Source organism: Pseudoalteromonas sp. 2CM37A (assembly GCF_023161885.1).
In the GTDB taxonomy this organism is placed as follows: Bacteria; Pseudomonadota; Gammaproteobacteria; order Enterobacterales; family Alteromonadaceae; genus Pseudoalteromonas; species Pseudoalteromonas atlantica.
Window position 1 is genome coordinate 506,381 of record NZ_JALNTJ010000004.1, and the last position, 13,384, is coordinate 519,764.

9 protein-coding genes and 2 rRNA genes are annotated in these 13,384 nt (G+C 42.2%); 3 read left to right on the top strand and 8 right to left on the bottom strand.

Translation table 11 applies throughout. From position 1 onward, the window contains the following. Positions 1-10: 10 nt before the first annotated feature. From MTF68_RS12385 to purL, 4 genes are all read right to left on the bottom strand, one after another. Positions 11-340: a YdbL family protein gene (locus tag MTF68_RS12385; RefSeq protein WP_004588571.1), complete on the bottom strand. Its 330-nt coding sequence runs from the start codon at positions 338-340 to the stop codon at positions 11-13. 10 nt (positions 341-350) lie between these two features. Then, positions 351-548: a YnbE family lipoprotein gene (locus tag MTF68_RS12390; RefSeq protein WP_004588572.1), complete on the bottom strand. Its 198-nt coding sequence runs from the start codon at positions 546-548 to the stop codon at positions 351-353. 2 nt (positions 549-550) lie between these two features. Continuing rightward, positions 551-3,007 carry a YdbH domain-containing protein gene (locus MTF68_RS12395; protein WP_248462680.1) on the bottom strand — a complete coding sequence of 819 codons (2,457 nt, stop codon included), beginning with the start codon at positions 3,005-3,007 and terminating at the stop codon, positions 551-553. A 133-nt stretch (positions 3,008-3,140) separates the two neighbouring features. Continuing rightward, positions 3,141-7,031, bottom strand: a complete 3,891-nt coding sequence (gene purL / locus MTF68_RS12400) for a phosphoribosylformylglycinamidine synthase (RefSeq protein WP_248462682.1) — start codon at positions 7,029-7,031, stop codon at positions 3,141-3,143. Between the two features lie 211 nt (positions 7,032-7,242). Here purL and mltF point away from each other — a divergent pair, with 211 nt between their 5' ends. Beyond that, entirely contained in the window at positions 7,243-8,751 is a 1,509-nt protein-coding gene (mltF, locus tag MTF68_RS12405; RefSeq protein WP_248462683.1) for a membrane-bound lytic murein transglycosylase MltF, read from the top strand. 245 nt (positions 8,752-8,996) lie between these two features. Beyond that, on the top strand, positions 8,997-9,161 hold the full coding sequence (locus MTF68_RS12410; protein ID WP_200910449.1) for a hypothetical protein: 165 nt from the start codon (positions 8,997-8,999) through the stop codon (positions 9,159-9,161). Here MTF68_RS12410 and tadA read toward each other — a convergent pair. Continuing rightward, positions 9,158-9,661 (bottom strand): tRNA adenosine(34) deaminase TadA, encoded by a 504-nt coding sequence (gene tadA, locus MTF68_RS12415; protein ID WP_024034372.1) that lies wholly within the window; start codon positions 9,659-9,661, stop codon positions 9,158-9,160. The two genes, MTF68_RS12410 and tadA, sit on opposite strands and share 4 nt — an antisense overlap. A 178-nt stretch (positions 9,662-9,839) precedes the next feature. Here tadA and MTF68_RS12420 point away from each other — a divergent pair, with 178 nt between their 5' ends. After that, complete coding sequence (locus MTF68_RS12420) at positions 9,840-11,144, top strand: inosine/guanosine kinase (protein WP_004588578.1); 1,305 nt, start codon at positions 9,840-9,842, stop codon at positions 11,142-11,144. 34 nt (positions 11,145-11,178) lie between these two features. Here MTF68_RS12420 and glsB read toward each other — a convergent pair whose 3' ends face one another. The 3 genes from glsB to rrf (MTF68_RS12435) form a co-directional block, all read right to left on the bottom strand. After that, positions 11,179-12,102: a glutaminase B gene (glsB, locus tag MTF68_RS12425; protein WP_004588579.1), complete on the bottom strand. Its 924-nt coding sequence runs from the start codon at positions 12,100-12,102 to the stop codon at positions 11,179-11,181. Between the two features lie 763 nt (positions 12,103-12,865). Next, positions 12,866-12,980 (bottom strand): 5S ribosomal RNA (gene rrf / locus MTF68_RS12430). A 62-nt stretch (positions 12,981-13,042) separates the two neighbouring features. After that, positions 13,043-13,157 (bottom strand): 5S ribosomal RNA (gene rrf / locus MTF68_RS12435). Positions 13,158-13,384: the final 227 nt, after the last annotated feature.

Here is a 13,384-nt window from a genome sequence, read left to right on the forward strand (position 1 = left end):
GCGGCTTGTATTACTTTTTAACCCAGTTACCATTCACTTCAATATAGTGGCCACTTTTGGTCTTTTCGATTGTTTTAGCTGCTGCGAGTGCTTCTACTTGTGCCAGCGATAAATCGTTCTTTTTAGCCAACTTTAAATACTGTGCTTTACGTTTAGCGTTAATTTCCTCAACCACGGCTTTTGCCTCGCTGTTTTGTACCACAAGTCCTAAGTAACCTGAGCTATCCTCACCCACTAAGCCTTGGTTTTTAGCATCATCTAAACTAATAGCCCACGCCGAAAACGACAAACATACCGCACTTACTAGAGTGGCAATACTTAATTTATTTTTTATAGTCATCATTTAGCTCCTAAAATAATTCACTGTCGTCACTGAATAAGTTATCGAGTTCTTTATCAACTTTTACTCGAATCTCGTGATCTACTTTTACATTTAGATTGATCGTTATCGGCTCTTTCGCTGCCACCTCTACTCTGTGGGTACATGCGCTTAAAGCGCTAATAGCAGCAAGTGCAATAACGGCCTTAATGCTCAACAAATTTTTCATCATTAGTTTCCTTTTTTAGAGTATTGCTGCTCAACTTTTTGCGTTATTTCGTCGCTCAGTCTAAGCGCTCTTAGCAACGTAAACACGTTTTCTTCGTGATTATAATTAAAGTTAACTTGTTGCTGCTCTGGCTCATTAAAGCCTTGTAAGTTAACACCTAAGTTTAACCAGCCATCACTTTTAAGTGCTACTGTACTATTAAGCTTTTGTATATCAAGGTTTTTTAGCAACCCAAGCACAGGTTGTAACTCTTGTTGCTGGCGCATAACAGCGTCAAACGCTTCGTTATTACTAATAATAAGCTTACCTTGGCCTTGATTGGCTAGGCTGCCATTTTTGACCTCAACCCCTGTTTCATCAAAATAAAATGGCAACGACCCTTTTAGCCTACCTGTTAGGGTAATACCCGACTTATCGTCAAGCGTTATTAATTTACTGGCATCAACATTTTCAAACGTAACATTCGCTGTTTGCTGCTGCTTTAAAAGCGTGTATTTATCTAAAGAAAATTTACCACCAAAAATATCGCCTTCAACATCAAAGGCCTGCGCGCTATTATTAACCACTTTAATATTACCAGTGATACTTTTAACTACAGCGCCTGCACGTAATTCATTAAGATTAAAGGTAGTAGGGGCAACATTAAGCTGCCCTGAATCGTACTGCCCACCTAGCTGCATACTAAATTGATTAGCTAAGTAGTCGTTATAAAGTGCACTGGTATCAGTCATCGTTAAAGTAAAATTTGCTTTTTGTAAATTCACATCACCACTTATACGCCCACCCAATTTTCCTTGGGTTAGCTGAGCTAACGGTTCAAATTGGCTAACGATTGAATTTAACGAAAGCACACTTTGCTCTGGTATAATCACTTCAAACGGATGCGCTACCTTTGAAACATGATGATTGGCCACCAGCTCAACACCATTTACAAATACATGATGAGACGCTTTAAGCGCGCGACTTTGCAGCCCAGTTGACGTTACGTTTATAGTATTTAAATCGACATTTGGACTAGTGAGTGTATTTATTTGGGTGCTTGCATTTAAGTGAGCAAATAACTCTCCCACACCTAAGCTTGCCCTTACACTAAGGGTGTTATTAATACCGGTGAGTTTATACTCGTTGTATTGCACGCTTTTAAGCTTACTTTTAAGCGTTACTTTTGCATCGAGCTTTTCATTCATACTTGCTTCAAGGTTACCTGTGTAGCCGTTAAGAGCGCTGCCATAAGCAGCTGCGCTATCAAAGCTTAACTCAATACGTGCGCTACCTTCTGGCTTAAAGTCAATAAGTTGAGTAACTGTAAAGTCCCCCTTGGCTTTAATATTATTAGCCTCAGCCGGTAAAAATTCAGGCAAAGAGTTAAGCGCAATATCGTAATTACCGCTTAATTGAGCGTTTTTAAGCTGCGTACTTAGCGTTATAGCGTCTATTTCATCCGTATGTAGCTGTGCCTTTAGCTGTGTGCGGGCGCTTTGTAACGGTGCAGCAGTATTTATAAACGTATCTGTAAACGTTATATCTATATTTTGCTTGGCTTGCTCTGCGCTTTTGAGCGTTATTAACGGTAAGGTTAGGTTGTTATGTGCAAAGTTAATTGGTTTAGCTAAAGCCCATTGCCAATTAAGTGAAAGCTGCTTTACAGCAAATGACTTGTAGACACTTTCAGGAATAAGAGATTGGCAGTTATTACTAAGTTTTACATTGTTTTTAAGCTTGCTTGGGTCAAGCTCAAGGTTTTGGCTATTTAAATTATAGGTAGCACTTAGCACACCTTTGGAGCTGTTTGTTATATCGCAGCTTTGTATTTTATAGTCATACTGGGCTTGTAAATCACCACTAAGGCTTGCCTCTACCCCGTTAAAGCTAAATGCCTGCGCTGCATTAAAGCTAAGTCCACTTAATAACTCATTATCTGTTTTAAGTAGTTGCTTCAATAATCCATCATTAACTTTAAGCTGCCCTTGTACCTTATTATTGTAAAGCGTTGCGCTTGCGTTTAAATCACCATTGACTACAAACTGGTTAAGCGTGGGCTCGGTGATATTTAGCATTAGCGGGCGCTTTAAAAGCGCACTGTGTATAGTTAAATGCTCAACTGTAATTGTTGGCCTTTTTTCAGGAAGCGCTAAATCTAAAATTGTGGCAGCAGTGCTTGTTTTACTACTTTGAGGAAATGGATTTACATTAAGTACTGCGTGTTTAACTTTAACATGCTTAGTATTAGCAGTAATACCTGTAAGAGCAAGCTCTTGATTTTGGTAACTTAAACAGGCTTTTTGTACGTGCACATTTAACTTACTCGTAAGCGAAAAATCTAAGCAGCTTAAGGTAACACCTGCTTTTTCAAGTTCAGGCGCTACAGCCCATTGTAATAGTGGCAAACGAAATACATAGCCAAGCAAAACTATACTTAGCAATACAGCACCCATAATTAAACCAATGCGCTTTAACATACTATCCTTATAAGCTTTTATTCATACCTTACAAACTATCGTAATTTTAAATCTACGCAATCAAAAAAGGCTGCACAGTGCAGCCTTTTTTATTTTACAGCTAGATTATGAATCTAACTTGTATATGTCGTTTTTAACCTACATTTTTACGTGCGTTGCGGAACATACGCATCCATGGGCTATCCTCTTTCCACTCATCTGGGTGCCACGAGTTAGCAACAGCGCGGAATACGCGCTCAGGGTGCGGCATCATTACAGTGGCACGGCCATCAGTAGAGGTAATACCGGTAATACCCTCTGGTGAACCATTCGGGTTAGCCGGGTATTGCGTTGTCGGATTACCGTAGTTATCTACAAATTTAACCGCAACAGTGCCGCTTTCAAGCGCAGCTTTAGTGGCAGCATCGTTTGCAAATTCTGCATGGCCTTCACCATGAGATACAGCAATTGGCATACGCGACCCAGCCATTCCATTAAAGAATACAGACGGGTTTTCTTGTATTTCAACTAAGCTAAAGCGTGCTTCAAAACGCTCTGACTTATTTGTTACAAAACGTGGCCAATGCTCAGTACCCGGAATTAACTCTTTCAATGTTGATAACATTTGACAACCATTACACACACCTAAGCTAAAGGTGTCTTCACGGTGGAAGAAGTTTTGGAACTGATCGCGTGCCATATCGTTAAACAATATAGACTTAGCCCAGCCTTCACCGGCGCCTAATACGTCACCATAAGAGAAACCACCACATGCCACTAAGCCTTTAAATTGCTCAAGGGTTAAACGCCCTTCGAGGATATCGCTCATGTGTACATCAACAGCGGCAAAACCAGCACGGTTAAACGCAGCAGCCATTTCTAAATGCGAGTTAACGCCTTGCTCACGTAAAATAGCCATTTGCGGCTTAGCGCCCGTTGCAATGTACGGTGCGGCTATATCTTCGTTTAAGTCAAAGTTAAGTTTTACGTTTAAGCCTGGATCTTTTGCATCAAACTTGGCATCAAACTCTTGCTTAGCACAATCAGGGTTATCACGACGTGCTTGCATTTGGTACGTTGTTTCGGCCCAAATAGTACGTAATTCAGTACGAGTATGATTAAGTACTGTTTGCTCACCGCGGTTAAATACAATGCTATCGTCGCTATTAAGCGAGCCAATCACGTGGCTAATTGCAGCAACACCATGTTGCTCAAATACAGCATTTACGGCATCTAAATCGCTGTTAGCAACTTGAATTACCGCGCCAAGCTCTTCGTTATAAAGTACTTCTAGGTCTGTTCCGGTTAAACCAGCTAAATCAACAGTCACACCGGTGTGCCCAGCAAATGCCATTTCAGTTACAGTAGTAAATAAACCACCGTCTGAGCGGTCATGATAAGCAAGTAGCTTGCTATCAGCGACAAGTGCTTGCATGGCATTGTAAAAGCCTTTAAGTAGCTCAGGGCTGTCAACATCTGGAGTAACATCACCAAGCTGCTTGTAAACCTGTGCAAGGCTTGATGCGCCCAGTCGGTTTTTACCCGCGCCTAAGTCAACTAAAATAAGTGATGTATCGCCTTTATCAGTACGTAACTGCGGAGTAACTGTTTTACGCACGTCGTCAACACGGCCAAAGGCAGTAATAATAAGAGATAACGGAGAAGTAACTGATTGCTCAGCACTATCATCCTCGTTTTTCCATGTCGTTTTCATCGACATAGAATCCTTACCTACAGGTATAGTTAAACCAAGCGCAGGACAAAGCTCTTCGCCCACCGCTTTTACAGCTTCGTAAAGGCCGGCGTCTTCACCAGGGTGACCTGCTGCAGCCATCCAGTTAGCCGATAGCTTAATGTTCTCTAGGCTGCCAATGTTGGCACAGGCAATATTAGTTAACGACTCTGCCACGGCTAAACGCGCCGATGCACCATAATTTAATAATGCTGCCGGCGTGCGCTCACCCAGTGACATAGCTTCACCGTGGTATGTGTCGTACGTTGCTGCGGTAACTGCACAGTTAGCCACAGGTACTTGCCAAGGACCCACCATTTGATCCCGTGCTACTAAACCGGTAACCGAGCGATCGCCAATAGTAATTAAGAATGTTTTTTCTGCAATAGTAGGTAAGCGCAATAAACGCTGAGCAGCCTCAGCTATATCAATCGTCTCTGCATCAATTGCCTTACCGGTAACTTGCTTTGAAGTTACATCGCGATGCATTTTAGGTGCTTTACCTAATAATACATCAAGCGGCAAATCAACAGGGCTGTTATCAAAGTGGCTGTCGGCAACAGTTAAGTGGCGCTCTTCTGTGGCTTCACCTATTACTGCGTACTGCGCACGTTCGCGCTTACAAATTGCTTCAAAGCGATCAAAATCTTCAACAGCAACAGCCAGTACATAACGTTCTTGCGATTCGTTACACCAAATTTCGTGTGGGGCCATGCCCGGCTCATCGTTAGGAATATCACGTAGTTGGAATTTACCACCACGGCCACCATCATCTACAAGCTCAGGAAACGCATTAGATAAACCACCGGCGCCTACATCGTGTATAAACGCAATTGGGTTTTCATCCCCTAGTTGCCAACATTTATCGATCACTTCTTGGCAACGGCGTTCCATTTCTGGGTTTTCACGCTGTACAGAAGCAAAATCTAAATCTTCGTTTGATTGGCCCGATGCCATGCTTGATGCTGCACCGCCGCCTAAACCAATGTTCATTGCAGGGCCACCTAGCGCAATAAGTTTTGCACCGACTGGAATATCCCCTTTTTGAACATGATCAGCACGAATATTACCTAAACCACCGGCAAGCATAATAGGCTTGTGGTAACCACGCACCTCTTCACCATTGTGACTTGTTACTTTTTCTTCGTAGGTACGGAAGTAACCTAATAAGTTAGGACGTCCAAACTCATTATTAAATGCCGCACCACCTAAAGGGCCGTCCATCATAATATCAAGCGCATTTACGATACGATTAGGCTTACCAAAGTCGCTTTCCCATGGTTGCTCGTAACCCGGAATACGTAAGTTAGAAACCGTAAAACCAACTAAACCCGCTTTTGGCTTAGAGCCGCGGCCTGTTGCGCCTTCATCGCGAATTTCACCACCTGAGCCTGTAGCCGCACCTGAAAATGGTGCTATAGCTGTTGGGTGGTTATGGGTTTCTACCTTCATTAAAATTTCTATGTCTTCTTGATGATACGCATATTCACCTTGCGCATTCGGGAAGAAACGACCCGCTTTTGAGCCCTTCATTACTGCTGCGTTATCTTTGTACGCCGACAGCACATTTTCAGGATTGTGCTCAAATGTATTTTTGATCATTTTAAACAGTGATTTAGGCTGCTCAATACCATCAATTGTCCAATCAGCATTAAATATTTTATGACGACAATGCTCTGAGTTTGCTTGCGCAAACATAAATAACTCTATGTCGTTAGGGTTACGGCCTAACTTTTTAAAGTTTTCTACTAAGTAGTCTATCTCGTCATCAGCAAGCGCAAAACCTTGTTCAACGTTTGCTGCAGCCAATGCTTCGCGCCCGCCACCTAAAATGTCAACTGATGACATTTCGCGAGGTGAGTCATTGCGGAATAACTGCGCTGCAGAAGCAAGTTCGCTATGCGTTGCCTCGGTCATACGGTCGTGTAATAACGCCGTTACTTGAGCAAGCTGCTCTGCACTTAGTTCACCTTCTACGTAATAAGCAATACCACGCTCAACACGGTGAACCTGTTTAAGGCCACAGTTATGCGCTATGTCAGTTGCTTTAGATGCCCATGGTGAAATGGTGCCAGGGCGAGGGGTAACTAAAATAAGTGTGCCAGCTGGGGTATGCTCGGCAATAGTTGGACCGTAAGTAAGTAGTTTTTCAAGCTTAGTTTGCTCATCAACACTCAAAGGCGAGGTTAAATCGGCAAAATGTGCATACTCGGCATATACATTGGTGACTGGAAGTTGCGATAGTTTGCAACGCGCTAAAATTTTATTAACTCTGAACTCTGAAAGTGCTGGTGCACCACGAAGGATCAACATAGATAATTTCATCCGGGGTTAGGGATTGAACGATATTTTAGGCGGGCATTATAGTCTATGTAGCACCGAGTTTTAACTCCAAATTGCGCTTTTCAGAAAATTAACTTTTTATTTATATAAACAGCAGCAAAATTACCAATAAAAGCTAAACGCTAAGTGACGCCATAGTGAAGTTTTGGTATAACGGGGTATGAGCTTTATGGGGCGGTTAATGTTGAAAGAAAAGCTAATAATTATCATCACTTTAGTTATGTTGTTGTGTGCGTGTAATATGCAGGAGCAACAAACTCAACTTGCCCAAATTAAAGCACAAAACAAAATACGTGTAGGTACCCTTGCCAGTGCAAGCAATTACTACCAAGCCGTGCAAGGCGAGCAAGGTTTTGAATACGAGCTATCTCAAGCTTTTGCCGACTACCTAGGTGTTGAACTAGAAATAGTGCCGTTTTTTAATTTATCCGATATGTTTGAGCGCCTTGAAAGTGGTGATTTAGACTTAATAGCCTCAGGACTTACCTACAACAAAGTGCGTGCACAGCAATACCGCTATGGCCCCACTTACAGAACAATTAGCCAAAAGTTGGTTTATAAACAAGGTCGAGTTCGCCCACGTGAATTTGACGACCTTGATGGAAACTTTACCGTTATAGCCAAAAGTAGCCACTCTTTAACCTTACAAAAAATAAAAAAGAGTAACCCAGATTTAACCTGGCAAGAAACCGAAGAACTCGATGAAGAGGAGCTTTTACAAGCCGTTATCGATGGCGAAATAGATTACACCCTCGCCGACTCACACACGCTTTCGCTGTTTAGACGCTACCACCCAAATTTAAGTATTGGCTTTTCAGTTACCCGAAATGACCCCATAGCTTGGATCCTTAATAAATCAAAAGATGATTCGCTTTATGCACTGCTAGTGCCCTTTTTTGGTGACGTAAAACAAAGTAACCAGCTGTATGTGCTCGAAGAAAAGTACTTTGGGCACGTACGCCAGTTTAACTACGTTAATACGCTTGCATACATAGAAGCTATAAAAGAAACACTCCCCACTTACAGGCCTTGGTTTGAGCAATATGCAGGTAGCCTTGACTGGCGCTTACTTGCTGCGCTTAGCTACCAGGAATCTATGTGGAACCCTCGCGCTAAATCGCCTACAGGTGTAAGAGGCATTATGATGCTGACACGCAGTACCGCTAAACAGGTGGGCGTAACAAATAGGTTAGAGCCAGAGCAAAACATCCGTGGCGGAGCTAAATACTTAGCTAAGCTCGTTAAACGCATCCCCGATAGAATCCCGCAGCCCGATAGAACTTGGCTTGCACTGGCAGCCTATAATGTAGGTTGGGGGCACGTTAACGACGCGCGCATTATTACCGAACAACAAGGGGCGAGCCCTGATAAATGGGCCGATGTTAAAAAGCGCTTACCACTTTTAATCAAAAAACGTTATTACCGTAAAACCCGTTACGGCTATGCACGTGGCGATGTTGCGGTAAAATATGTTGATAACATTCGCAGGTATTACGATGCACTTGTATGGCTTGATGAAAATAATGCCCTCGCGCCAGAACCTGAATCAGAACCTGAAGCACCTAAAGTTGAAAAAGCAGCTCAACCAAGCAAAGAGCCTATAAACAACGATAAAACCGAACCTACCCCTTCGCTTTCACCTGAAGAAAAAAGTAAGCAAAGTGAAAATAGCACGCAGCAGTCTCAGTAAAGCGTTTATATTTACGTTTTAAATGGGCTACTCAGGCCTGTGAAACATTAAAATGTCGGCATTAAACGATTATTTCCTCGTTTTAGCAGGCGCTAATTCCCCCTTCAGGCTTAACCACTCTAGTAACTAAATTAAAAATCTGTTTACTTGTCATGAAATGATCACTAATGTGTGTTTATAGTATATTTACCTGATTTTTAATATATATCTTGTGCCTTTCTCACTCTCACGCATTAGGAGAACACATGCTAAAACGTAGACGCACGCAAAAACTAAAACGCAATATTATTCATTCAACAGCCACCAGACGTCGTATTATGCTACGTAACTTACATAAAAAAATTATTTGGCGTCGTCGTATGTTTGCTATGCAGCAAATGATAGAAGTAGATACAGATAAGGCTAACTAGTCATTAATTTGGCGAGCTGCTTTTTTAGCCGCTTTAATTTGTTCTCGGCGTTGTTTAAAAAACGCCGAAATAGTACTCCCACAGGTTTGACCAAGCACCCCACCTAATACCTCTACCTGATGGTTCAGCCTCGGCTCTTGCAATAAGTTCATAATCGACCCAGCCGAGCCTGTTTTAGCATCAGGCGCACCGTAAACAAGGCGCTTTATTCTGCTATGCACTAACAGCCCGGCACACATAGAGCATGGCTCTAACGTAACGTACAAAGTGCAATCAATTAAACGGTAATTATTTAAAGCTCTCCCTCCTTCACGCACTGCAATCATTTCAGCGTGCGCAGAGGGATCGTTATCAGTAATTGAACGATTATAACCCGCTGCAATAAGCGTGTTATCTTTCACAAGGACAGCTCCTACCGGAATTTCGCCCAATTGCTGCGCCTTATTGGCATAAACTAATGCCTGCTCCATCCAATACTCATCGCTTTTAAGATCGTTCATAGTGCTTACTTTAAATAAATTTTCTCTCGCTATTATATCAACTTGCCTGTTTAAAATGCGTAATTGATTAAATTATTGCAAAAATAAAACAAAATAATGTGGTTTATCGTGGCTCATAGAGTGTGATTTACGCTATAATCTCACGCTTTTTTTATTTAGCTCACAACACAGGTAGCAAATGAAATTTCCTGGACGCCGCAGACATAAACATTATTTTCCAGTGGAAGCTAAAGATCCACTTACTAATCAGCTAAACGCAACTGAGCGATTACAACGTAGTTACATTACGGGTATCGATCAGATCGTTGTTGATATTGAAGCCAAAGTCGATCAGGCTTTTTTAGACGAGTTTCAACTTCGCCGAGGAATGTCGCAAGTTATTGATAGCGATATTACTAACGCACTTTACGACCGTTTAAAACTAAACGACATGGTTGATTACGAATTTGCCGGTGGCACCATTGGTAACACAATGCATAACTACTCTGTACTAGCAGATGACCGTTCAGTATTGCTCGGTGTTATGAGTGAAAACATAAAAATTGGCAGCTATGCCTACCGCTTTTTATGTAACACATCAAGCCGCGTTGATTTAGACTATTTACAACCTGTAGATGGCCCTATTGGCCGTTGTTTTACCTTAATTGATGAAACAGGCGAGCGTACATTCGCAATTAGCGCCGGTTTAATGAATCACTTAAAGCCTGAGTCTATCGATAAACACTTAATTGAGCAGTCATCAGCACTTGTGATCAGCGCCTACCTAATGCGTACACAGGGTGATGAAACAATGACTGAAGCAACCATGCAAGCAGTTAAATACGCTAACGATGCAGGTGTACCGGTAGTTTTAACACTCGGCACTAAGTTTTTAATTGAGCAAGATCCAACCTGGTGGGCTAACTTTGTAAACGAGCATGTCGATATACTTGCCATGAACGAAGAAGAAGGGCTAGCAATTACTGGCTTTGAAGACCCATTATTAGCCGCAGACAAAGCACTTGACTGGGTAGACTTAGTTATTTGTACCGCTGGCGAAAAAGGCTTATTTATGGCCGGTTACGTTGATGAGAGCTTTAAACGTGCAACCGAGTACCCACTATTACCAGGTGCCATTGCCGATTTTAATCGCTATGAGTTTTCTCGTGCAATGAAAAAATCCGATTGCGAAAACCCGATAAAAGCGTATAGCCATACGGCGCCATTCATGGGTGGGCCTGATTCAATCAAAAACACCAATGGTGCTGGCGATTGTGCGTTGGCTGCCGTGTTACACGATTTATCAGCAAACGTTTATCATAAGTTAAATGTCGCTAACTCAGCAAAACACGAACAAAAGGCCATTACCTACTCTTCTCTTGCACAAATTAGTAAGTACGCTAACCGCGCTAGTTACGAGGTATTAGTACAGCACTCTCCACGTTTATCACGTGGGTTGCCAGAGCGCGAAGACTGCCTAGAGCAAGTGTACTGGGACCAATAAATAGGGAGCTTTACGTGCTCCCTATTGCGGTATTTTAGAAAATCGAAATATCGAGCTTTTTAGATAGCAGCTCTAATGCTGCTATCCCCGCCACCGAGTTACCAAATTCATTAAGCCCTGGTGAATATACTGCCACTGTAAACTTACCCGGTAATACCGCTAATATAGTGCCTGACACTCCCGATTTACCCGGCATTCCCACTCTGTAGCCAAAGTCTCCTGCCGCATCATATAAGCCGCTGGTGAATAAAATCGAATTTAATTGTTTATTCTGGCGACTACTCAAAACGCGCTTACCCGAGCTGTAATCAACCCCTTTATTCGCTAAAAAGTTATACGCTCTAGCTAGCTCAATACAGTTAAGCTCAATCGCACAAAAATTGAAGTAAGACCAAAGTACATCATCGACGTCATTCTCAAAATTACCAAACGACTTCATTAAATGCGCCATTGCCGCATTTCTATGCCTAAACTCGTACTCAGAATTGGCCACTTTTTTATCAATCACTATTGCACTATTACCTGCAAGTAGCCTAAATGTTTCAAGCATTGAGTGGCGAGGTGCGGATAATCGACTGTACAAAGCATCGCACGTCACAATCGCGCCAGCATTAATGAAAGGATTACGTGGTACGCCTTTTTCGAACTCTAACTGCGTAAGAGAATTAAACGCGGTTCCTGAGGGCTCTTTACCTACCCGATGCCATAGCTCGTCGCCATAGCGCTGTAGCGCCATTGTAAGCGTCATTACTTTAGAAACTGACTGAATAGTAAAACGTTTTGAGCAATCACCCGCACAAATGGTTTCGCCATCAGTGGTATAAATAGCAATAGAAAACTGCTCGCTAGAAACCTCAGCAAGTGCAGGTATATAGTCCGCAACTTTACCTTGTGATAACAAAGGGCGCACTTCGTGTGCTATTTCATCTAGTACAGTTTGGTAGTCAGCAGTGGGCAATTGACACCTCTATTTTGGCATTTATAAAAATTTGATTTTAACACGCACAACTTCTGCACGCCTAGCTATGTTACATGAATAAAATAGCAGATAAGCATGAACTTAATGTTTATTTTCAAAGTGATATTTTCTATATCAAAGCAATACCAACCCGCAATAAGCCTTAATTATTTTGCGGGGCTATAAACTGATTACACTCAGCACGATGTGCGCCGTGACTTTGCCTATAATAGCTTAGCTTTTTATAAGGATATGAATGTTATGGCTCAAAGAATTTACAAGCGCGAGCATTACAGAGACTGAGTTAGCATGAGATCTTGGCTTTTTATTAAGCCCCAGACAGCAAAAAACCCGTTACATCGCTGTAACGGGTTTCTTTAATTTGAATCCTGGTAATGTCATAGTGCCCACAGCGGTAGAGAGTCACATAGCAAATACTACACTATCATTGGCCGGGGCTCGCCTTCGAGCTGTTTTGTTTCACTACTGAGTTTGGCATGGACTCTTGGTTATTTACTAAACCCCAGACACCAAAAAACCCGTTACATCGCTGTAACGGGTTTCTCTTAACTAATTCCTGGTAATGTCGTAGTGCCCACAGCGGTGGAGAGTCACATAGCAAATGCTACACTATCGTTGGCCGGGGCTCGCCTTCGAGCTGTTTTGTTTGACTACAGAGTTTGGCATGGGCTCTTGGTTATTTACTAAACCCCAGACAGCAAAAAACCCGTTACATCGCTGTAACGGGTTTCTTTAATTTGAATCCTGGCAATGTCCTACTTTCACATAGCAAATGCTACACTATCATCGGCGCTGTTTCGTTTCACTACTGAGTTCGGCATGGGGTCAGGTGGGTCCAAAACGCTATGGTTACCAAGAAAATTCTGTTCAATTTTCTTATTTTATTTATTAAGCTTTAAGTCCTTCGACTAAATTTGGAGCCTGGCAATGTCCTACTTTCACATAGCAAATGCTACACTATCATCGGCGCTGTTTCGTTTCACTACTGAGTTCGGCATGGGGTCAGGTGGGTCCAAAACGCTATGGTTACCAAGCAAATTAGGTGCAAAGGATTAAGGACAAGCACGTAGTGCTACTTTTTCCTTTGCGCAAGGTGCCTCAATGTTAACGCTACGCGCTAAGAGTCACCTCATAAATTTGGAAAATTCTGATAATATTTTTTAAGTCTAAGTATTTATCTACTCTAGCTATTAACTTCTGTCGCTTGTTTCTGTCACAAAACGCGTTTGGCGTTGTATGGTTAAGCCTCACGGGTAATTAG